20 protein-coding genes are annotated in these 22,119 nt (G+C 64.2%); 7 read left to right on the top strand and 13 right to left on the bottom strand.

The features are described 5' to 3' along the window. Window positions 1–27 precede the first annotated feature (27 nt). From rpoD to rpsU, 4 genes are all read right to left on the bottom strand, one after another. Window positions 28–1,893 (bottom strand): RNA polymerase sigma factor RpoD, encoded by a 1,866-nt coding sequence (gene rpoD, locus T5B8_RS13490; RefSeq protein ID WP_353179526.1) that lies wholly within the window; start codon window positions 1,891–1,893, stop codon window positions 28–30. Between the two features lie 54 nt (window positions 1,894–1,947). After that, on the bottom strand, window positions 1,948–3,711 hold the full coding sequence (gene dnaG / locus T5B8_RS13485; protein WP_353179525.1) for a DNA primase: 1,764 nt from the start codon (window positions 3,709–3,711) through the stop codon (window positions 1,948–1,950). Window positions 3,712–3,974: 263 nt separating this feature from the next. Further along, a complete protein-coding gene (locus T5B8_RS13480) occupies window positions 3,975–4,421 on the bottom strand; it encodes a GatB/YqeY domain-containing protein (protein ID WP_353179524.1) in 447 nt (148 codons plus the stop codon). Window positions 4,422–4,511: 90 nt separating this feature from the next. Then, a complete protein-coding gene (gene rpsU / locus T5B8_RS13475) occupies window positions 4,512–4,727 on the bottom strand; it encodes a 30S ribosomal protein S21 (RefSeq protein WP_006915178.1) in 216 nt (71 codons plus the stop codon). An 82-nt stretch (window positions 4,728–4,809) separates the two neighbouring features. Here rpsU and tsaD point away from each other — a divergent pair, with 82 nt between their 5' ends. From tsaD to T5B8_RS13455, 4 genes are all read left to right on the top strand, one after another. Beyond that, window positions 4,810–5,871 carry a tRNA (adenosine(37)-N6)-threonylcarbamoyltransferase complex transferase subunit TsaD gene (gene tsaD, locus T5B8_RS13470; RefSeq protein ID WP_353179522.1) on the top strand — a complete coding sequence of 354 codons (1,062 nt, stop codon included), beginning with the start codon at window positions 4,810–4,812 and terminating at the stop codon, window positions 5,869–5,871. A 126-nt stretch (window positions 5,872–5,997) separates the two neighbouring features. After that, window positions 5,998–6,354, top strand: coding sequence for a dihydroneopterin aldolase (folB, locus tag T5B8_RS13465; protein ID WP_353179521.1), 357 nt, complete (start codon window positions 5,998–6,000; stop codon window positions 6,352–6,354). Then, window positions 6,351–6,851, top strand: a complete 501-nt coding sequence (folK, locus tag T5B8_RS13460) for a 2-amino-4-hydroxy-6-hydroxymethyldihydropteridine diphosphokinase (protein WP_353179519.1) — start codon at window positions 6,351–6,353, stop codon at window positions 6,849–6,851. The genes folB and folK overlap by 4 nt, the downstream gene beginning before the upstream one ends. 122 nt (window positions 6,852–6,973) lie before the next feature. Beyond that, entirely contained in the window at window positions 6,974–7,780 is an 807-nt protein-coding gene (locus tag T5B8_RS13455; RefSeq protein WP_353179517.1) for an undecaprenyl-diphosphate phosphatase, read from the top strand. 22 nt (window positions 7,781–7,802) lie between these two features. On the opposite strand, the gene T5B8_RS13450 is transcribed toward T5B8_RS13455, so the two are convergent. The 9 genes from T5B8_RS13450 to T5B8_RS13410 all read right to left on the bottom strand — a co-directional run bounded on the left by T5B8_RS13450 (window position 7,803) and on the right by T5B8_RS13410 (window position 19,131). Continuing rightward, window positions 7,803–9,026, bottom strand: coding sequence for a multifunctional CCA addition/repair protein (locus tag T5B8_RS13450; protein WP_353179516.1), 1,224 nt, complete (start codon window positions 9,024–9,026; stop codon window positions 7,803–7,805). Between the two features lie 15 nt (window positions 9,027–9,041). Further along, window positions 9,042–10,991, bottom strand: a complete 1,950-nt coding sequence (locus T5B8_RS13445) for a transglycosylase SLT domain-containing protein (protein ID WP_353179514.1) — start codon at window positions 10,989–10,991, stop codon at window positions 9,042–9,044. 145 nt (window positions 10,992–11,136) lie between these two features. Next, the gene (locus T5B8_RS13440; RefSeq protein WP_353179564.1) at window positions 11,137–12,099 is read right to left on the bottom strand and encodes a hydrogen peroxide-inducible genes activator; all 963 of its coding nucleotides are present in this window, start codon (window positions 12,097–12,099) and stop codon (window positions 11,137–11,139) included. A gap of 33 nt (window positions 12,100–12,132) precedes the next feature. Then, complete coding sequence (gene hemF / locus T5B8_RS13435; RefSeq protein WP_353179562.1) at window positions 12,133–13,056, bottom strand: oxygen-dependent coproporphyrinogen oxidase; 924 nt, start codon at window positions 13,054–13,056, stop codon at window positions 12,133–12,135. A gap of 1 nt (window position 13,057) precedes the next feature. Then, window positions 13,058–13,657: an L-threonylcarbamoyladenylate synthase gene (locus T5B8_RS13430; RefSeq protein ID WP_353179512.1), complete on the bottom strand. Its 600-nt coding sequence runs from the start codon at window positions 13,655–13,657 to the stop codon at window positions 13,058–13,060. A gap of 37 nt (window positions 13,658–13,694) precedes the next feature. Further along, window positions 13,695–16,184 (bottom strand): DNA topoisomerase I, encoded by a 2,490-nt coding sequence (locus T5B8_RS13425; RefSeq protein WP_353179510.1) that lies wholly within the window; start codon window positions 16,182–16,184, stop codon window positions 13,695–13,697. A 157-nt stretch (window positions 16,185–16,341) separates the two neighbouring features. After that, window positions 16,342–16,812, bottom strand: a complete 471-nt coding sequence (locus T5B8_RS13420; protein WP_353179508.1) for a Smg family protein — start codon at window positions 16,810–16,812, stop codon at window positions 16,342–16,344. 49 nt (window positions 16,813–16,861) lie between these two features. Beyond that, a complete protein-coding gene (gene dprA, locus T5B8_RS13415; RefSeq protein ID WP_353179506.1) occupies window positions 16,862–17,983 on the bottom strand; it encodes a DNA-processing protein DprA in 1,122 nt (373 codons plus the stop codon). A gap of 29 nt (window positions 17,984–18,012) precedes the next feature. Further along, a complete protein-coding gene (locus tag T5B8_RS13410) occupies window positions 18,013–19,131 on the bottom strand; it encodes a LysM peptidoglycan-binding domain-containing protein (protein ID WP_353179505.1) in 1,119 nt (372 codons plus the stop codon). 138 nt (window positions 19,132–19,269) lie between these two features. Between T5B8_RS13410 and def the strand changes: the two genes are divergently transcribed. The 3 genes from def to rsmB are packed head-to-tail and all read left to right on the top strand — an operon-like array spanning window position 19,270 to window position 22,036. Then, complete coding sequence (def, locus tag T5B8_RS13405) at window positions 19,270–19,791, top strand: peptide deformylase (RefSeq protein WP_353179503.1); 522 nt, start codon at window positions 19,270–19,272, stop codon at window positions 19,789–19,791. Window positions 19,792–19,794: 3 nt separating this feature from the next. Next, complete coding sequence (gene fmt / locus T5B8_RS13400) at window positions 19,795–20,715, top strand: methionyl-tRNA formyltransferase (RefSeq protein WP_353179501.1); 921 nt, start codon at window positions 19,795–19,797, stop codon at window positions 20,713–20,715. Then, a complete protein-coding gene (gene rsmB, locus T5B8_RS13395) occupies window positions 20,708–22,036 on the top strand; it encodes a 16S rRNA (cytosine(967)-C(5))-methyltransferase RsmB (protein ID WP_353179499.1) in 1,329 nt (442 codons plus the stop codon). Before fmt ends, rsmB begins: the two co-directional genes overlap by 8 nt. The last annotated feature ends 83 nt before the right edge of the window (window positions 22,037–22,119 follow it).

Genomic DNA, 22,119 nt, shown 5'->3' with positions numbered 1-22,119 from the left:
CAGGCAGCGCGCCCGAACGATGGCTCGTTATTCGTCCAGGAAGCTCTTCAGGAACGTGGCCCGCGAGGGATGGCGCAGCTTGCGCAGGGCCTTGGCTTCGATCTGACGGATACGCTCACGGGTGACATCGAACTGCTTGCCGACTTCCTCGAGGGTGTGGTCGGTGTTCATGTCGATACCGAAGCGCATGCGCAGTACCTTGGCCTCGCGCGGGGTGAGGCTGGCCAGGGTGTTGTGCGTGGCTTCACGCAGCGATTCGCCGGAGGCGGAATCGTCCGGGGCGACCGCGTTGACGTCCTCGATGAAGTCGCCCAGATGCGAATCCTCGTCGTCGCCGATGGGCGTCTCCATGGAGATCGGTTCCTTGGCGATCTTGAGGACCTTGCGCACCTTTTCTTCCGGCATCTCCATACGCTCGGCCAGTTCTTCCGGCGTGGCCTCGCGGCCCATTTCCTGGAGCATCTGGCGGGAAATGCGGTTGAGTTTGTTGATCGTTTCGATCATGTGCACCGGAATACGGATGGTGCGCGCCTGATCGGCGATCGAGCGGGTGATGGCCTGACGAATCCACCACGTTGCATAGGTCGAGAACTTGTAGCCGCGACGGTATTCGAACTTGTCGACGGCTTTCATCAGGCCGATGTTGCCTTCCTGAATCAGGTCCAGGAACTGCAGGCCGCGGTTGGTGTATTTCTTGGCAATCGAGATCACCAGACGCAGGTTGGCCTCGACCATTTCCTTTTTCGCGCGGCGGGCCTTGGCTTCGCCAATCGACATCTTGCGGTTGATTTCCTTGATGTGATTGACGTTGAGCCCGTTTTCGGCCTCGATCTCGCGAATCCGGCCTTGCGCACGCACGAGGTCTTCACGACGGCCGGCGATGGTCGACGAATAACGACGCTTGGCGCGGATGAGCTTGTCCAGCCACACTTCGCTGGTCAGGTTATCCGGCAGCTGACGCACGAAATCGCGCCGCGGCATGCCGGCCTCGGTCACGCAGATCGCCAGCATTTCGCGTTCGATGCTGCGAATATCGAGCATGGTCGTACGCAGCTGCAGGGTCAGATCGTCCGCGGTCTTGGGCACCAGCTTGAAACGCATGAAATGCGTGGCGAGCGCGTTGAGCGCTTCTTCCGTGGCCTCGTGCTCGCGGCCGTGCTTGTCGAGCGTAGCGACCGCCGCTTCGTGCAGACGCTTGAGCTGTTCGAACTGGGCTTTGGCTTCTTCCGGGTCCGGGCCATCGTTGGCCGGCGCCGAGCCTTCGTCGTCGTCGTCGTTCTCGGCGGATTCGTCCTCGTTGACCACCGGGTCGCCGGTGTCGGGGTCGACAAAACCCACCAGTACGTCGGTCAGGCGCTTGTCGTCGGCTTCGACCTGGCTCCACAGCTCAAGCAGGCGGCCCGTGGTGGCCGGGAAATAGGCCAGCGAGAACATCATCTCGGCCAGCCCTTCCTCGATACGCTTGGCGATACGGATTTCGCCCTGGCGGTCGAGCAGTTCGACCGTGCCCATTTCGCGCATGTACATGCGCACCGGATCGGTGGTGCGACCGAACTGCGGGTCCAGTGCCGCCAACGTCGCCGCGGCTTCCTCGGCGTCGTCGTCATCGTCTTCGTTGACGGTGTTTTCGTTCATCAGCAGGCTGTCATCTTCCGGTGCGGACTCATGCACCGTGATGCCCATGTCACTGATCATGTTGACGATATCTTCGATCTGTTCGGGATCGACGATATCGTCGGGCAGCGTATCGTTGACCTCGGCATAGGTCAGATAGCCTTTTTGCTTGCCGTGGGCAATCAATAGACGAAGCTGCGATTTCTTGTCTTTGCTCATGTGTTTTTGCTGCGTATGTTGGGCTCGTGGGGCGTGGCGAACGCTGCGATAACCGGCCATGATAACAAGTCGAGGCGTTGACAGCGACTTTCAAAACCGGTGGCCGGCATTGTTCTAACCGGTGCGTTGGCGATAACGTCTGAGCTGCTGATGTATCTGCTGCAACTCATGGGCGGCTGCTGCATCCAGCGGGCCGCGGTTCTGTTGGGCAACGAGTTCGTCGTAGCGCTGGCGCAATGAGGCCAGCGATGCGGTATTCGAACCCAGTCGTGCAACCGTTTCATCGAACTCCTGCGCTCGGCTGTCAGAATCGCCCGGCGGCGTTGTCGCTGCCAGTTCCTGTAGCCGGTCGAAAAACCGGTGTTCGCGGTAGCGTTCCAACCACTGCGATACCGATACGTTTGGGGTCTGTGCGAAAAACTCAATCGCCTCGGCGAGAATCGTTGCCCCCGGTGTATCCGCTTCGCGCAGAGCAAGGGTATCGGGCACGCGCTCGGCGAGACGGCTGTCGGCAAACAAAAGGCTCAAGGCGCGGCTGACCGGCGTCACTCGTGTCTTCGTTTGTCTAGAGCCTTTATCGACTGTTGTGCCTGTCGTTGAAGGTGTGCGTGCATACAAGGTGCGTAAATCGTCGGCGGGCAAACGCGCAAGCCCGGCGAGTTCGCCGATCAGCTCGGCACGAAACGCGTCTGGCGGCAGCGCGTTGACATAGGAGCGCGCCTTTTCGATGAGCGTGGCGCGTCCATCGGGCGAATCCAGCGACAAACCGTCGGTGAGCGCGTCGATCAACACCGCGGAGGCAGGTCGCGCGGCTTCGATAGCCGCCTGAAAGCGCTGAATGCCATCCGCAGCGCGCACCATGGAATCCGGATCCTCGCCTTCGGGCACGAACAAAAACCGGACTCGGCGCGTGCCGCGCATCACCGGCAGACTCTGATCGAGTGCCTTGCGCGCTGCGCGCACCCCGGCGGCGTCCCCGTCGAAACAGAAAACCACTTCCTCTGTATGCCGAAACAGCGTGGTCAGATGCGATGCCGTAGTGGCGGTACCGAGCGTGGCGACCGTGTTGGCGAAGCCGTGCTGGGCCAGGGCGATGACATCCATATAGCCTTCCACGACCAGTAGCCGCGGCAGATCGCGCATTGCCTGGCGTGCTTCGAACAGTCCGTACATATGGTCGGACTTATGAAACAGCGGCGTTTCCGGCGAGTTCAGGTACTTGGCCTTGTCGTCGCCCAGGGTGCGGCCGCCGAAGGCGATCGTGCGCCCGCGCGTATCGCGGATCGGAAACATCAGCCGGTTGCGAAAGCGGTCGAAAAAGCCGCCGTTGTCGCGCGCGATCAGCAGCCCGGCCTGTTCGCCAGCGCCAGCGTCGCGCAGTTCGCGGGTAAGCGCATCCCAGCTGTCGGGCGCAAACCCCAGCCCGTATTGCTTGGCCATGGCACCGGACACGCCGCGGCCCTTGAGATAGTCGATCACCTGCGGATTGCGGCGCAGCTGGTTCTGATAGAAGCGATCGGCCCGGGCCATGGCATCGAACAGCGGGTCGCGCGGCGGCCCGGAAGGTGCACTGGCCTGGGCTTCCTGCGGAATTTCCAGGCCCGCGTTCTGTGCCAGGACATCGACCGCGTCACGGAACTCGAGGCGATCGTATTCCATGAGAAAACTGATCGCCGTGCCGTGGGCGCCGCAGCCGAAGCAGTGATAGAACTGCTTGTTCGGCGAGACGGTGAAAGACGGCGTTTTTTCGTCGTGAAACGGGCAGCAGGCCGCGAATTCCGCGCCGGATTTCTTGAGCGGCACACGCGCGTCGATCAGCGCCACGATATCCGTGCGCGCCAGCAACTGATCGATGAAATCCTGTGGGATGCGCGCCATGGCAGCCAAGACCTCCACTGACCTCGATGATGATACCTGCCAGGCAAAACGTGGCCACGAACCATCGAGTAACAAGACAGCCGGTCGACGCGGCTGATCGTCAACACCGTGCGATACCGCGATCGAGAACGACTGCGCGGAACAAGGATTCACCCCTGCGCTTTCAGCCGGGCGGGGGCGAGCGCCGATCGCCAAAGCACGACCGACACGAGCGATCTGCGCTGGCGCGCGGTGTTGTCGCGCCAGCGCTTAGGGCGACGTTACTACTGTTGCAGCCGGGTCTTGAGCCGTTGGCTGACCACGGCCATATCGGCCTGGCCTTGCAGGCGCGGCTTGAGTACGCCCATGACCTTGCCCATGTCGCGCATCGACTGCGCCTGGCTTTCGGCGATGGCGTTATCGATGGCTTGATCGATTTCGGCCTCGGACAGCTGGGCGGGCAGGTAATTTTCGAGCACCGCGATCTCGGCGGCCTCGGCATCGGCGAGTTCCGGTCGGTTGGCCTCGCGATACTGCTGTTCGGCATCGCGGCGTTGTTTGAGCATCTTCTCTATGACCGCCAGCACGTCGGCATCCGAGAGTTCTTCACGCTCGTCGACTTCGCGCTGTTTGACCGCGGCCATGAGCATGCGAATTACGGCAAGACGTTCCTTGTCGCGCGTGCGCATGGCGGATTTCATGTCGTCCTGTAGCAGGGCTTTGAGGCTCAAGCACGTTCTCCTGTCGAAATAGCGTCTTTGCAACGAAAAACAGCGGCGCTGTGGCCGCTGTTTGATACGTCGGTCTTGAAAGCCGTGATATCAGTACTGGCGCGTGAAACGCTGCTGCTCGCGCTGGAGCTTTTTGGCGTGACGCTTGACCGCGGCAGCGCGCTTGCGCTTGCGGGTCTGGCAGGGCTTTTCAAAAAACTCGCGACGGCGTACTTCAGTGACAACGCCCGCTTTCTCGCAGCTGCGTTTGAAGCGACGCAGGGCGACTTCGAACGGTTCGTTTTCTTTGACGCGTACGCTAGGCATTGAGCAATCACTCTCCGGAAGAATCTGCGGTTTGTTGACCCAGCCGTGGGCATGTCTTGAGCCCGGCGGCTAGAATAAGGCGATGGATTCTAATCGCTGCGCGCGCGCTTTGCAAAGAAAAAACGTCATCCTCGGTATCGAAAGCTCCTGCGACGAAAGCGCAGCGGCCATCTACGACAGCGAACGCGGGCTGCTGGCCCATGCGCTGCACAGTCAGGTCGCGTTACACGCCGACTATGGCGGTGTGGTGCCGGAGCTGGCCTCGCGCGATCATATCCGCAAGCTCATGCCGTTGATCGAACAGGTCATCGCCGAGGCCGGCGCGCCCGAACTCACCGGCATCGCCTATACGCGCGGGCCGGGGCTGGTGGGGGCGCTGCTGGTGGGCGCATCGATTGCCGCCGGGCTGGGTATGAGCCGGAATCTGCCCGTACTGGGCGTACACCATATGGAAGGCCATCTTTTATCGCCGCTGCTCGAAGACGAGGCGCCGGCGTTTCCGTTCGTGGCCTTGTTGGTATCCGGCGGACATACGTTACTGGTACAGGTCGAGGGTGTCGGCCACTATCGCGTACTGGGCGAAAGTCTGGACGATGCCGTGGGTGAGGCCTTCGATAAATGCGCCAAGATGCTGGGGCTGGGCTATCCCGGTGGTCCGGCGCTGGCGGCGCTGGCTGCCGAGGGCCGCCGCGATGCGCACGCTTTCCCGCGCCCGATGCTCAAGCGGGCAGGGCTGGATTTTTCGTTCTCGGGGCTCAAGACGGCAGTAATGCTTGCGGTCAAGGCCGCGCCGGATACGCATCAGGCGCGCGCGGATATCGCGGCCAGCTTCGAGCAGGCGGTGGTCGATACGCTGGTGGCCAAATGTGCCCGCGCGCTCAAGCAGACCGGGCGCTCGCGTCTGGTCGTGGCCGGCGGGGTGGGTGCGAATCGACGTCTGCGCGCGGCCCTGCAAGCACGCGGCGCGCGCGACGGGTTCGCGCTGTATTTTCCGCAGTCACAATTTTGTACGGATAACGCGGCGATGATTGCCCTGGTGGGCAGTTTGCGCGCCGAGCAGATGCGGCCCGGCATCGCCCCGGCCGAGGCACGGGCGCGCTGGCCGCTGGATAGCCTGCAGCCGCCCGCCGCGTTGAACGTATAGCGCGTCGACAGGGCGACGCGCGCGTCTTGCGGGGCCGGCCATTCGTTTGGCGAGTGATAGTATTGTGTATCGTAGTTTTCAGATCGACGCACTTTCGCCGTCGTGAAGCAGGGGCCAGGAGGCGGTTTGGACACGATCTTCATCGAACAGCTCGCGGTGGATGCCGTGATCGGCGTCTACGACTGGGAGCGCGAAACCACGCAGCGGCTGCTTATCGATCTTGATATCGGTTTTACTGTGCGCGACGCCGCTGCGGACGACGATTTCGAGCAGACGCTGGACTATCAGGCCGTGGCGGAGCGTGTACAGGCCTTCGCGGCCGCCAGCCGCTATCAGCTGGTCGAGACGCTGGCCGAAGAAACCGCGCGGCTTCTGATCGCGAATTTCGATGTGGAACAGGTCAGTGTCCGCGTCAGCAAGCCGGGTGCGCTGGCCAAGGCCGCCAATGTCGGGGTGCGGATCACGCGGTCGCGCGAGGTATGACCCGGGCGGTGGTGGGCATCGGCAGCAATCGCTCGCCGCACGCCCATATCGCACTCGCACTGGACGTGCTCGAACAAAGCTTCGGCGCGCTCGATACCTCGTCGATCTATCGTTGCCCACCGGTGGGCGTGCAGGGCGCGGATTTCCACAATCTGGTGGCCGCGTTCGATACCGCGGCGCCGCTGGACCAGCTGTGCATCGAACTGCGCGATATCGAGGCCGCCTGTGGGCGCGATCGCAGTCAGGCGGAGATACCGCCGTGTATCGATATCGACCTGCTGCTTTTTGGCGATACGGTGCATGAATACGCGCCGGTGTTGCCACGCCCGGATATCGTCGAACAGCCATTCGTACTCGGCCCGCTTGCCGAGTTGATGCCCGAAGCGCGTCATCCGGTTTGTGGTATGCGGTATGCCGATCTGTGGGCCACAATGGCCACGCAGGCCCATCGGCTCGAGCCGGTCAGCCTGCAGGACAGCGCGCCGTTGCTGCCGTAGCAATGCCAGGGCCACGAAACCGTAACGAATGGTTACCGGCAGCCGCGCTATAGTGCCCGCGGTTTGCGGCCGATAGCGGGGCATACGCCGCAACGCATTTCATTCTTTCCAGGCGGGCTTTTATGGAGTGGTATCAGATGGTGGTGCTTGCGATCGTGCAAGGCATTACCGAATTTCTGCCGATCTCGAGCTCGGCGCATCTCATTCTGGTGCCGCATTTTCTCGGTTGGCCGGATCAGGGGCTGGGTTTCGATCTGGCGATGCATCTGGGCACACTGGTCGCGGTCGTTGCCTATTTTCGTCAGGATGTGGTTCAGCTTGCCCATGCCTGGGTCGAGTCGATGCGCAGCGGTCGACGCGATGGCGAAGTCGCCATGGCCTGGGGGCTTGTGCTGGCCACGTTACCGGCGATCGTGTGCGGGCTCGTGCTCGGCCTCGTCGGCGAATCCATGCTGCGCGTGCCGGGTGTGATTGCCACCACGAGTATCGTGTTCGGTATTGCCCTGGGCTGGGTGGACTGGCGCGCGCCATGCGCACGCGAACCCGATCAGATCGGCTGGCGGGCCTATCTGGCGATCGGTTTCGCCCAGGCAATCGCACTCATTCCCGGTGCGTCACGTTCGGGTATGACCATCATGGGCGGGCGTGCCTGCGGGCTCAATCGACAGGCCGCTGCGCGGGTGGCGTTCTATCTGGCGATTCCGATCACTACGGCCGCGATCGCCTTCGAAACCGTGCTGTTATTGCAAACGCCCACCGCCGATGCCTGGGGTGCGATGGCCATGGCCGCGTTGCTGGCCGGGATCAGTGCCTTTGCCGCGATCCATTATTTCCTGCGCATGTTGCAGTCGGTGGGCATGATGCCGTTCGTGGTCTATCGCGTACTGCTGGGTCTTTTGCTGTTCGCCATTTTCGGCTGGAACGGCTAGTGGTTGAAATTGGCCCGGCCGGTCAATGCCGGCCGATCGCCGTGGCGATGGCGCGGATGCGTTCGCGTTTGAGTGCTTCGCCGATCTGGGCGCCGCGCAGGCCTGCCGCAGCGAGTGGTTTCGCATCGATGGCCTGGGCTGCCGCGAACGCCCTGCGCGCGGTGGCTGGCTGATCGTACTGGCGTTGTTCGAAACCCAGCCGTCCGTGAACATCGGCACTACAGACCGCGATCAGGATTTCCAGGCGTTCGGGCCGGCGAAAGGCATCGATACGCTCGAATAGCTCGAGCATGGTGGCAGGCCGCAGTTCGTGCATGCGATGCACATGGGTATGCCAGCGCGTGACCAGGGCCGCGGCTTCGCGCACGGCCTTGGGTACGCCCAGGCGCTCGCTGCAGGCCTCGGCCAGGGGCACGCCTGCGGCTTCGTGGCCGCGATGGCCGGGCAGCACATGCGCCGGTGTGCGCGCCTTGCCGTAGTCATGACACAGCGCGGCATAGCGTGCGGCCAGCGGATCATTGGCGGCCGCGGTCTGGCCGAGTACCAGCAGGGTATGCACGCCCGAGTCGATTTCCGGATGATGACGGATCGGCTGGATTACGCCGAACAGATTGTCCAGTTCCGGAAACAGCCGCGCCAGCGCACCGCATTCGCGCAACAGATAAAAGAACAGCTGCGGCTCGTCGTGCATGAGCGCGCGCTCGGTTTCTGCCCATACGCGCTCGGGCACCAGATGGTCGACTTCGCCGGACCGGACCATCTCGCGCAACAGCGCCATGGTTTCGTCGGCCACGCGAAAGCCCAGCGGCGCAAAACGCGCGTAGTAGCGCGCCAGGCGCAACAGGCGCACCGGGTCCTCGACGAAGGCCGGGGAGACATGGCGCAATACCCGGTTCTGCAGATCGGTACGCCCGCCACAGGGGTCCACCACCTGGCCGTCATCGCCTCGGGCGATGGCGTTGATGGTCAGATCGCGGCGTACGAGATCATCTTCCAGGCGTACATCGGCGCCGGTATGGAACACGAAGCCATGATAGCCGTGGCCTTGCTTGCGTTCGGTGCGCGCCAGTGCATGTTCTTCCTTGGTTTCGGGGTCGAGAAAGACCGGGAAATCCCGGCCGACCGGTCGATAGCCGGCTGCGACCATCTCTTCCGGGGTCGCACCGACTACCACCCAGTCGCGATCCGAGACCGGCAGGCCGAGCCATTCATCGCGCAGTGCGCCACCGACCAGATACCGTTGCATGGCAGACCGCAGGCGCTACCGCTGGGCGGTGCGGTCACCGTAGCCCGGGCGAATATCGTCGATACGCTTGTCCAGCGGCACGATATGCTCGTTCAGGCGGGCCTGGAAGACGGTCATGTGCGACATCGCCCGCTGGACGTAATTGCGGGTTTCGGTATACGGAATATTCGCAATCCAGATGGTCGGGTCCATATCGTCGTCGGGTAGCCAGCGCGCAATACGCTGCGGTCCGGCGTTGTAGCTGGCGGTCGCCATGGCGATATTGCCGTCCCAGCGCTCGCGCATTTGTGCCAGATAGCCGGCACCGAGCTGGATATTGATTTCCGGAATCGTCAGTGCACTGCTCGACGGCGTACTGGCGTCCATGCGTCGTGCCACCAGGCGCGCGGTGCCAGGCAACAACTGCATCAACCCCACCGCGCCCGCCGAGGAGCGGATCGCGGGCTGAAACAGCGACTCGGTGCGCATGATGGCGTACACATAGGCCGGGTCGAGATCGTTATCGTCGGCGAACTGGCGCACTGCATCGCTATAAGGCGTGGGATAGCGGATATCCAGGTCGTCCCAGTAGTCGGCCTTGACCAGCGTGATGATGGCGCGCGAATGCCAGCCCCATTCGTGGGCAATACGGGCCGCCTGCGCCAGTGCCGCCTGATCCAGACCATCGATCACGGCGTTCCATTCCAGGTTTGCGGCGTGGTCCATGCCGAGCGCGCGCAGCTCGTAAGCCCGTGCCAAGGCGGGTTTGGCCTCGACGCGTGCACGCGCTGCGGGGTCGACCGCCAGCGGACGCTCGTTGAGGCTGTAGTCCTGATTGAGCGCATCGGCGGCCAGATAGCCGTGGTAGCTGCGCTCTGCGGCCAGCGGCGCGTACAAGGCGCGGGCCTGCTGGCTGCGGCCCATGGCATCGAGCGCGCGTGCATGCCAGTAACGCCATTCCTCGTCGTTGCCGATGGCCGGCGGCAGGTCGTTGATCGCGTCCACCACCAACGGCCAGCGCTGGTTGTAGATCGCGGCCCGAATCTCCCAGCCGAGGGCGTGTTCGTCGTCGCGCATGCGCGCGTGATCCATGCGCGCAAACCACACCAGCGCCTGCGGCTGCTGGGACTGGGCATAGAGCAGCGCGAGCTGGCGCTTCATCTCGTGGCGCTGGGCCGCGTCGAGTTGCAGGCGTTCGGCCAGCGGTGAGAACAGATCGGCCGCGCCGTCGAGATCGCGCAGGGCATAGCGCTTGAAGGCATAAACCGCGATATCGCCGTCCAGCCCGGCCGAGGCATAGTTGAGGTTGGCCGGCGTTTCGGCCACATCGAGCCAGCGATCGATCGCCGTGCGCTGGTTTTCCGGCAGTTGGCGTGCCAGATAGCGGGCCAGGCCGTACTGACCGGCCAGCACCGCCAGACGCGCGCGTTCGCGAATTTCGTTGGCGCCGAGCAGCCCCTGGCGGTCCAGCCAGGCGAATACCGGGTCGCAGGCGTCGGGCTGGCTGCGGCCGACCCGCCACAGAGCGAGCGCTTCGCTACGCGGGTTCTGACCCAGTTGGATACGGGCATTGACCGCACGACAGGTGGCGGTGCCGCCGTCGCTGTCGCGGGTATTGGCCAGCAGCATCGACCAGCGATCGCGACGCGCCAGGCTCGGCAGCCAGTTGCGGCGCAGGCTTTCGGCCGGGGGCAGATCGGGATGGGCGGCAATGAATTTCTCGATCTGCGTGTCGAGTGCCGCGTTGGCATCGGTATCCAGGCGGTAGCGCAGTTCGGCCGCGCTCAGATAGTTGTAGAGCGGGTAGGTCTGCAACCGCGAACGCAAGTCGGGACGCGCGTCGAGCCGACCCTGCTGGGCGGCGGTCAGCGCGTCGCGAAAGAGCGCGCGTTGGGATGCATCGGCAGCCACACTCGTGCCCGCGCAGAGCAGCAGTATGGCCATGAAAAACAGGCGCATGGCGATCCGGGCATTGAGGCTATTCACAGCCGTGAGTGTAACGCACGCCGATCCGGCCGATGTATTTTATCGACCGACGTCGGCACAAGCGATGGCGCCAGCCGTGAATACGTGCCGAGCGCATCTGCCGATGCTGGCTACGAAAAACGACAGCGGTGTCAGGCGTTATCGGTCAATACGTTTCGGCGAAGCTGTCTTCGTCGACGTTGGCGGCGACGGCGTCATGCAGCAGGGTGACGCCGCTGGGGTCGCATTGCATGACCGCCTCACGTAGCGCGGTAATTGCGCGCGGACGCGGAAAGCTCTTGCGCCAGGCGATGGCGATACGCCGAATGGGCGGCTCGCCGGCAAAGGGCCGGGTTTCGAGTAGCCGCGATTCTTCCGACAATCCCGGAATCGAGGAGCGCGGTAGCACGGTCACACCCAGGCCGCTGGCAACCATGTGCCGGATCGTTTCCAGGCTGGAGCCGGAATGCGGCTGGCGTTCGCGCTCGCGATCGCGGCAGTCTTCGCACAGCGCGAGCACGTGATCGCGAAAACAATGGCCGGGCCCGAGCAACAGCAGATCTTCTTCGGCCAGTTCGTTGGCATCAATCTCTTCGTGCTGGGTCCAGCGATGGTTCTGTGGCATCACCACCACGAAGGATTCGTCGTAGAGCGGCCAGGTGGAAAACCCGCCGACGTCGTAGGGCATGGCCACGATCACTGCGTCGAGTTCGTTGTTGCGCAGCTGCTGGGTGAGCGCGCCGGTGAAATTCTCTTCGATGATCAGCGGCATGTCGGGCGTGCTTTCGCGCAGGGCCGGGATCAGGTGCGGCAGAAGATAGGGCCCCACGGTATAGATCACGCCCAGGCGGAATGCACCCTTGAGCTCGTCGCGGCCCTGTTCGGCCACGCTTTCCAGGGCGCTTACCTCGCCCAGAATCCGATAGGCCTGTTCGATGATGCGCCGCCCGATCGGGGTGACCCGGGCCTCGCCGCGATTGCGCTCGAATACGGTCACGCCCAGTTCGCCTTCGAGCTTCTTGACTGCCACGGACAGCGTCGGCTGGCTGACGAACGCGCGCTTGGCCGCGCGGCCGAAGTGGCGTTCCTTGTCGAGCGCGATCAGATAGCGCAGTTCGGTCAACGTGATATGCATCACAGCAAGATCTTGTTGGGCGGCAGGCTAAAGGGCGCCGAGCCAGTCCCGAGGCTTGAGAAAGCCCTCGTAGAGTGCGGCCTCGGCGCTGCCGGATATGGGCGTGTACCCATATTGCCACGACGCCAGTGGCGGCATCGACATGAGAATGGATTCGGTGCGTCCGCGCGATTGCAGACCGAACAGCGTGCCGCGATCGTAGACCAGGTTGAACTCGACATAGCGCCCGCGCCGATACAGCTGGAAATCGCGTTCGCGCGATCCGTAGTCGTGTTCGCGCCGGCGTTCGACGATCGGCGCATAGGCATCGATAAAGGCCTGACCAACGCTGCGCACGAAGGCAAAGCTGTCTTCGAAGCCCAGTTCGTCGAAATCGTCGAAGAACAGCCCGCCGACGCCGCGGGTTTCGTCGCGATGCGGCAGGTAGAAATACTCGTCGCACCACTGTTTGAAGCGCGGGTAGAGCGCCTGGCCAAACGGTGCACAGGCATCGCGGGCTGCCTCGTGCCAGGCGATGGCATCGGCTTCGAAGGGGTAGAACGGGGTCAGATCAAAGCCGCCGCCAAACCACCAGACCGGCGCTTCGCCTTCTTTTTCGGCCACGAAGAAGCGCACGTTGGCATGGGCGGTGGGCGCATAGGGGTTGCGCGGATGCACCACCACCGACACGCCGCTGGCGATGAACGAACGCCCGGCCAGCTCCGGGCGCCGCGCCGATGCAGAGGCGGGGAGATTGTCGCCGGTCACGCGCGAGAAATTCACCCCGGCACGCTCGAAGGTTTCACCCTCGGCGAGCACGCGGGTATCGCCCCCGCCGCCGGCCGGGCGCTGCCAGGCATCGATCTGGAAATCCAGCGCCGGCTCGAAAGCGGCCAGGCGCTGGCAGATATGATCCTGCAGTTCGCGAAACCAGGCGATTACGCGCTCGGAATCGATCTCGGCGCTACCCATATCAACCACCGCGCAGGGTTTGGCCTGTACGGGCATCGCGAATGGTGCTCGCGCGTCCCGGCGTATCGGGTAGGCCACCCAGGATCATGTCGACACCACCTGGGCCTTCGCCAAGCCGTGCCCGGGCTTGCCATGCGTTGCGCACGGGCGGGTGGGTGCTCACATTCGCGCTGGTGGAGACCAGTGCACCGCCGAAGGCGCGACACAGCGCCGCACTATCGGCATGCGCGGTTTGGCGCAGGGCGATGGTGTCGTGGGCGCCGGTCAGCCACCAGGGGGTGTCGTCGGCGGCAGGCAACAGCCAGGTAATGGCGGCCGGCCAGGTTTCGGTCGCACGCGCCCAGGCGTCGCCGGCCTCGGGGGCGACAAAGGCTTCGAGCTGGGCGCTATCGGCGCCAATCACGATGAGCCCGCGCTCGATCGCGCGGCCCTTGATCGTCAGCACACGCAGCACGGCGGCGGGGTCCAGCGGATCGCAGGCCAGCCCCCACACGCCTTCGGTGGCATGGGCGATCACACCGCCGGCATGCAGGATGCGCGCAGCGCGGCGCAAACGATGCGCGCTCACCTGCGCGCCCCTGGGCTTGGCGTGACTACTCATGTTCGCTCGGTCCAGTCAGCCGGGTATGCAATCAGGCCTAACGCTTGTCGGCGCCGGAGCCGGGTTTCGACTTCGCCGGCGCTTTCTTGGCCGTGCTGCCTTTGGCGGTGGTCTTTTTTGCCGTCGCCGACTTGCTGGTGCTCTTGGCCTTGGCCGTGCTCTTGCCAGTCTTGGCGGTCGACTTCGCGCTCGATTTGGCGCTGTCCTTTTTGGCTGCCGCGCCCTTGCGCCCGCGCTTTTTCTTCTCCGGGGCCTTGGCGATGATCTCCTGGCACTGCTCAAGGGTGAGATCGGCCGGTTCCTGACCCTTGGGCACGCTGGCGTTTTTCTTGCCGTCGGTGATGTAGGGGCCGAACGGGCCGTGCTGAACCTTGATGCCTTCGGCCTCGAAGTGCTTGATCAGCTTCTTGGCGTCGGCTTCCTTCTTCTCGGCGATGACCTCGAGCGCGCGCTCCTTGGAGATGGTGTACGGGTCGTCTTCCTTGATCGACGCGAACTTCTTGCCAAAGCGCACATAGGGGCCGAAGCGGCCGATGTTGACCTGAATTTCCTCGCCTTCGGGCGTTTCGCCCAGATCGCGGGGCAGGTTGAACAGATACAGCGCCTCGTCGAGGGTGATCTTGTCCATGTCCTGGCCCTTGCGCAGGCCGGCGAACTTGGGTTTTTCCTCGTCGTCCTTGGAGCCGATCTGCACGAACGGGCCGAAACGGCCGATGCGCACGATCACCGGCTTGCCGGTTTTCGGATCGGTACCCAGCTCGCGGGCCTGGGCGACTTCTTCGCGCGACAGATCCTGCTTGGATTCGATCTGTTCGGAGAAGCGATCCCAGAATTCCTTGAGCAGCGGCTGCCACTGTTCCTCGCCGCGCGAGACGGCGTCGAGCCGGTCTTCGAGGTTGGCGGTGAACTCGTAGTCCACATAGCGGGTGAAGTGATCGGTCAGGAACTTGTTGACGATCTTGCCCAGCGGGGTGGGCATGAACGCCTTGCCGTCCATTTCGACGTATTCGCGATCCTGCAGCGTCGAGATGATCGAGGCATAGGTCGACGGCCGGCCGATATCGTATTCCTCGAGCGTTTTCACGAGCGCGGCTTCGGTAAAGCGCGGCGGCGGCTCGGTGAAATGCTGGGTGGGAATGATCTCGGCGAGCTTGAGCAGCTCGTTCTCTTCCAGATGCGGCAGGCGCTTGTCGGCGTCGTCATCGCCCTTGTCGTCGTCCTTGCCTTCCTTGTAGACGGCCAGAAAGCCCGGCTCGCGCAGGGTACGGCCCGAGGCACGGAACAGGTGCTTCGCGTCGTCGCCGGCTGCGAGATCGGCCGATACGGTATCGAACAGGGCATGCATCATCTGGCTGGCGACGGTGCGCTGCCAGATCAGCTCATAGAGGCGTGCCTGATCGCTGGTCAGGTTCGACTTGATTTCGTCCGGAATCCGCGCGCTTTCGGTCGGCCGGATGGCCTCATGCGCTTCCTGGGCGTTCTTCGACTTGGTCTTGAAGGTGCGCGGGGCGTCCGGCAGGTTCTTGTCGCCGTAGCGCTTGCCGATCATCGCGCGCAGTTCGTTGACCGCGTCCGCGGCCAGGCTGACCGAGTCGGTCCGCATATAGGTGATCAGACCGGTGGCCTCGGCGCCATCGATCGACACGCCTTCATACAGGCTCTGGGCCGTACGCATGGTGCGCTTGGCGGTAAAGCCGAGCTTGCGTGCGGCTTCCTGTTGCAGCGTGGAGGTCGTGAACGGCGGCGCCGGGTTGCGCTTGCGCTGTTTGCGGTCGACCTTGACCACCCGCAGCTGGCCCTGGGCGGCGCTGGTGAGTTTTTCCAGGGCTGCGTCGGCGCTGCCCTGGTTGTTGACCGTGAACTGTTCGACCTTTTCGCCGTCCAGCTGCGACAGCCGTGCGGAAAACGGCTGGGCGTCCTTTTCCACCTGGGCTTCGATCTTCCAGTATTCCTGGGGGATGAACGCCTCGATCTCGGCATCGCGCTCGCAGATCAGGCGTAGCGCCGGCGACTGTACGCGCCCGGCCGATAGTCCGCGCTGAACCTTGCGCCAGAGCAGGGGCGACAGATTGAAGCCCACCAGATAGTCGAGCGCGCGGCGTGCCTGCTGCGCATTGACCAGGTCATCGGAGATGGTGCGCGGGTTGGCCACGGCCGAACCGACGGCTTTCTTGGTGATCTCGTGAAAGACCACCCGGGCGACTTCCTTGTTTTCGAGCAGGCCGCGTTCGCGCAGCAGCTCCAGCAGATGCCAGGCAATGGCCTCGCCTTCGCGGTCGGGGTCAGTGGCCAGCAGCAGGGCGTCCGACTTCTTGAGCGAGCGGGCGATCTTGTCGACCTGCTTGGCATTGCGGTCGATGATGTCGTAGCGCATCGCGAAGTCGTGCTCGGTATCGACTGCGCCTTCCTTGGGCACGAGGTCGCGCACGTGGCCGTACGAGGCAAGCACCTCGTAGTCCTTGCCGAGATATTTTTCGATCGTCCGGGCCTTGGCCGGCGATTCCACGATGACGAGATTGCGACTCATCGATTCACGCTATATTTAAAGGATTAAGGCCTGCACTCGCGTACAGGGCGCTGCACACTAGCATAGCCTTTGAAGCATGCGCGACCGGGACGCGTCAACCGCGCCGCCCCGTGCATGGCGCGGTTGTGACCCCGCCGAAGCGGTCCGGGGTGTCCGGCTAGTGACTGGCCCCAGGGGATTCGGCATGGATCATCGCTTCCATGCGGGCATAGGCCTGATCCTGGCCGCTCGAAGAGAGCACCATCATCACCACCCACTTGAGCTGTTCGATCTCGGCGCCCTCGAAGGCGTCTTCGGCCAGCGCCATCATGCGGTCGATCACGATCTCGCGGGCAGTGGCACTGAGCACGCCGGCTTGTTGCAGGCCGGCGAGGTAGCCCCGGCATTCGGCATCCAGGACCTGCATCTCGCGTTCGGCGTAGACGCGCACGGCATCGTCGCTGGGCGTATCGGCCATCGACTGGCCGGCCGGGTCGGTGGCCCGAATCCAGGCAAAGGCATCGTCGATTTCGTCGTCGAAGAAGCCGGCATCGCCCAGGTCGTCGCGTACGCTGGACATGTGTTCGGCATCCGCGAGCGAGAAGTTCTCGAACAGATAGAGCAGCACGTCGAGCAGGTTTTCGTTCATCGGCGCAGATCCGTCGTGTGTGAACCGTGGCAATGGGCCAGGCCCGTGCTCATGATGCCGTGCGGGTATAAGCCCCGCCCGGGCCGGCATGAACACGACCTTCCAGTTCCAGGATGAGCAGGGTGGATGATACCGCATCTGCCGACCAACCCGTGCGTGCGACCAGGTCGTCGACCCGTGCCGGGCCGTGGCCGAGCGCGGCAAGCAGCGTGGCGTGGTCGTCGTTTTCGGCCGCTGGCGGACGGTCAGTCGCCGCGTGTTCGGCTTCGCGATCAGACACCTGCGCACCATGGCTGCGATAGCCGTCGAGCACGCCGGCGATGTCTTCGAGAATGTGCTCGGTGGTTTCGACCAGCTTGGCGCCATCGCGAATGAGCTGGTGGCAGCCGCGCGCGAGCGGGTTGTGAATCGAGCCGGGCAGGGCGAAGACTTCGCGCCCGGCCGCGCTGGCCAGACGGGCGGTGATCAACGAGCCCGAGGCGCGGGCGGCTTCGACGACCAGTGTGGCGCTACAAAGACCGGCGATGATGCGATTACGGCGCGGAAAATTGCCGCGTGTCGGTTCTGTACCCAGGCCGAATTCCGACAGCAACAGCCCGTTGCCGGCGATACGTTCGGCCAGATCCTTGTTCATGGCCGGATACACGCGATCGAGGCCGGTGCCACACACCGCGATGGTCATGCCGTCGGCCGCGAGTGCGCCTTCATGGGCGGCGGCGTCGATACCGCGGGCCAGGCCCGACACCACGACCAGCCCCGCCGAGGCGAGCGCGAAGCCGAACTCGCGGGCGGCTTCCAGGCCCGCCGGGCTGGGATTGCGGCTGCCCACGATCGCGATCGCCGGATAGTTGAGTAACTCGGTATCCCCCAGCGCGTACAACCAGGGCGGGGCGGGCTCGAGCTCGGCCAGCGCGTTCGGGTAGTGGCGATGATCGCGGGTGATGAAATGATGATCGGCTGCGTCAAGCCAGCGCCGCGTTTCGTCCAGGCGCGCGTTATCGGCGGCGGCAAGTGCGGCACAGGCCGCACGCGGCACGCCGAGTTCGCGCCAGGCACGCTCGCCGGCCGCCAAGGCCGTCTCGGCACTGCCGAAGTGTTCGATCAGGCGGCTACCCAGTGTCGCCCCGATGCCCGGCGTGCAGGCCAGTTGCAGCTCGGCGTGATGACTCACGACACCATCGGTTACAGCCGGTACACGCGCTAGCGCGCCGGCGTACGCACGTAATCGTCGATATGGATCGCGCGTTCGGCGCGCATGATCACCGCGAAGCTGACTTTCTCGTCGGTCTTGAATACCAGCAGCTGGCCGGATTTGAGTTCGGGCAGGCGCACCTGATCGCCCTTGACCGGGTCGAGCACCACGCGGCCGGCTTCGAAGATATCGAGCACATGCCCGCGTTCGATACCGTCGGTGCGGCCCACGCTCAAGGTCACCACCTGATACTGGCCGATAGCCGACACGCCGTCGTACACGGAGATAATACGGCCTTCGATCGCGCGATCCGGTGCATGCGGATAGAAATCGTGCACCAGATCCTCGGTTTCCAGCGGTAGCAGCCGGTCGGCGACCAGGGCTTCGCGATAGCTTTTGGTGATCTGCGCCTTGGCGACGGGCCCGTCTTCGAGAATTCGTATTTCGCCGACCGGTACGGCCTGCTGGCCGAGGATTTCGCCCGTGTCCGGGTCCTTGTAGGGCCCGGCGTCGCGTACGAGGCTGTAGCGCTCGGCGTCATGGCCTTGGGCGCCTACGCCGCGTACATAACTGACCGTGCCCTTGCCGCCGACCAGATGTTCGTCGATGAACGACACCACATAGGGCGCATCGGCCAGCTCCTGTGCGGACACGATCCGCGGGCCGGTAATGAATGCACGGATCGCATCCAGCGGAATGGTGGCGACCGATTCCAGCGAGCTTTCGCGTATCTCGGGCGACAACACCTTGGTGCCGGCGCGGCGCAGCTGGAAATTGCCGTTGGCGTCGCGGGTGAGGATGAGCACATCGCCCGGATAGATCAGATGCGGATTGGCGATATCGGGATTGGCGTACCACAGCTGCGGCCAATACCAGGGGTCGCGCAGGTAGTAGCCTGCGATATCCCAGAGCGTATCGCCTTTCTTGACCACGTAGCGCAGCGGCGCGTCGGCGCGTATCTGGTCGTTGACCGTGGTTTCGTTGACCGCGGGTGTCGCGCGCTCGGGCAGCGGCGTGGCCGGGGAGGCGGGCGCACGCTCGGGCTCCTGTTGGTGCGCGCAGCCGCTCGCAACGACCGCCAGGGCCACCGCCAGGCCAGTGCCCGCGCACTTCATGGCCTGTCTCAAATCGTTATACTCTCGCATCCAGGACGCGCCCCCCAATTGATAGCGCTTGAACAGGCCATGCCGCGTGCTTTTCGTTATCGGCCAGTCCGATGATTTATTAATGGCCGGCCCACTTGCGACATTGACGACCAATAGAATATGGCGATTCTCGAGATTTTGCATTTCCCCGATCCGCGACTGCGCGAACGCACTGAGCCGATCACCGTTTTCGACGACGCACTGTCGCGTTTTATCGATGACATGTTCGACACCATGTATGACGCCCCGGGCGTGGGTTTGGCCTCGACCCAGGTGGGCGATACACGCCGCGTCGCGGTCATGGATTGCTCCGAGGATCGCAACGAGCGCATCGTGATGTGCAACCCGGAAATTCTCTGGGCCGAAGATCTGGAAACCGTGGACGAGGGCTGTCTGTCGGTGCCGGACCATTACGACAAGGTCAAGCGCCATGCACGTATTCGCTTTGCCGCCCAGGATCGCCACGGCGAGCGTTACGAAATGGATGCCGAAGGCCTGCTCGCGCAATGCGTACAGCACGAACTGGCCCATCTCGACGGTGGCCTCTATATCGACCAGCTTTCGCGGCTCAAGCGCGAGCGCATTCGTCGCAAGCTGGCCAAGGCCGCGCGCCAGCAAGCCGCGACGGAAAGCGACGAGTAGATCGTGAATATCGTTTTTGCCGGCACGCCCGAGTTCGCGCTGCCCTGTCTGGATGCGATCGCGGCGAGTTCGCACCGGCTGGCCGGCGTACTCACCCAGCCGGATCGCCCGGCCGGGCGGGGGCGCAAGCTCGCCGCCTCGCCGGTCAAGCAACGCGCGCTTGAACTCGGTGTTCCCGTGCAACAGCCGTTGTCGCTGAAAAAGGCCGATGCCTTCGATGCGCTGGCCGCGCTCGAGCCGGATCTGATGGTGGTGGTCGCCTATGGTCTGCTGCTGCCGAAAAAAGTGCTCGCGCTGCCGCGTTATGGCTGTATCAACGTGCATGCCTCCTTGCTGCCGCGCTGGCGCGGGGCCGCGCCGATCGCGCGTGCGATTCTGGCCGGCGATAGCGAAACCGGTGTGACGCTCATGCAAATGGATGCGGGCCTGGATACCGGGGCCATGCTCGCGCGCCGTGCGGTGGCCATCGACAGCGATACCACGGCGGGCGACTTGCACGACCAGCTGGCCGCGTTGGGCGCGGCGGAATTATCGACGCTGCTCGGACGCATAGAACAGGGCGTGAGCGGCGAGCCGCAGGACGACGCCCAGGCCTGCTATGCACATCGTCTGGATAAAGGCGAGGCCGCGATCGACTGGCGCCTGCGCGCCGACGAAATCGCCCGGGCAGTGCGGGCCTTCGTACCCTGGCCGGTGGCCCATGCGCGTCTGGATGGCCAGCCGGTGCGTTTCTGGCGGGCGGCCACGGCGAGCGGCGCCAGTGCCGAGCCGGGCACGGTAGTGGCGGCCTCTGCCAAAGGTATCGATATCGCCACCGGGGCGGGTACGTTACGGGTGACCGAGCTGCAATTGCCGGGCAAGAAACGTATGGATGCCGCCGCGGCGGTCAACGGTCGCGACTGGGTCGGCCTGCGTTTTGAGTAAGCGCCGCCGCGCTACGCCGCCCGATTCGGTGGAAGGCGCGCCCACACGCGCCTGGGCGGCACGCTGCGTGTCCGCGGTCATGGATGATCACCGCAGTCTCGACGCGGCCCTGGCCGATGTGCCAGCCGACATGAGCGGCGTCGATCGCGCGCTGGTATCGGCGCTGGCCTATGGCGTGCTGCGCGATTATCGGCGCCTGGATGGCCTGCTCGCGCCACGTTTGTCGCGCAAGCCGCAACCACTGTTGCGCGCGCTTTTGCTGGTCGGACTGTTGCAGCTCGACGCGATGCGCATCCCGGCCCATGCGGCCGTGCACGCCACCGTCGCGGCCACAGCGATACTCAAGCTCGGCAAGGCGCGTGGCATGGTCAACGCCGTTCTGCGTGCCCATCAACGCGAGGATGCGGCGACAGCTGCCAGCGAACAGGCCCCGGGCCTGCGCTACAGCTATCCCGACTGGCTGGTGCGCATGATCGAAACCGATTGGGCCGGCCTGGCCGCCGATGTGCTGGCTGCCGGCAATCGACCGGCGCCCATGCATCTGCGTGTCAATACGCGCCGATATAGCCGACACGCTGCGATGGCGCGCCTGGCCGAGGCCGGTATCGCCAGTCAGGCCATACGCGTGTGCGATAGCGCGTTCACCCTCGACCACCCCGTGCCGGCACGCGATCTGCCCGGTTTTGCCGAGGGCGATATCTCGATTCAGGACGGCGCGGCGCAACTCGCCGCCACCCTTGTCGGCGCGCAGGCAGGCGATCATGTGCTGGACGGCTGTGCCGCGCCGGGCAACAAGAGTGCGCATCTACTCGAACGGGCGGATATCGATCTGCTGGCACTGGATATCGACTCGGCACGCCTGGCCACCCTCGACAAAACCCTGCAACGGGTGGGGGCAAGCGCACGCCTGCAAGCCGCGGACGCGGTGGACGTCGATAGCTGGTGGAATGGCAGTGCCTTCGATCGCATCCTGCTGGATGCGCCCTGCAGTGGCACCGGTGTCATTCGTCGACATCCCGATATCAAATGGCTGCGGCGACCGGGCGATATTGGCGCCGCCGCCGAGCGCCAGAATCTGCTGCTCGACAATCTCTGGCGTACGCTCGCCCCGGGCGGGCGGCTGGTGTATGCCACCTGTTCGATTCTGCGCGCCGAAGGCGTGGACGTCATCGATGCCTTCCTCCAGCGCACGCCCGACGCGCGCGAGCACGTCATCGACGCGCACTGGGGCTTTGCCGAACGTCATGGCCGGCGTATCGCGCCCGGCATGCATGGCTTCGACGGCTTCTACTACGCCGTGCTCGAACGCTGCGATGCCTGACCGGCGTTTCCTACGGTACGTAGCATTACGGAGTTGAATCGATTGCGCACAACCGCACGATTGGGGGTGTACTGATTCATCAA

It is taken from the genome of Salinisphaera sp. T5B8 (assembly GCF_040361255.1).
Taxonomy (GTDB): Bacteria; Pseudomonadota; Gammaproteobacteria; order Nevskiales; family Salinisphaeraceae; genus Salinisphaera.
The sequence above is the reverse complement of the archived record's forward strand: the minus strand, read 5'-3'. Positions and strand labels throughout refer to the sequence as shown.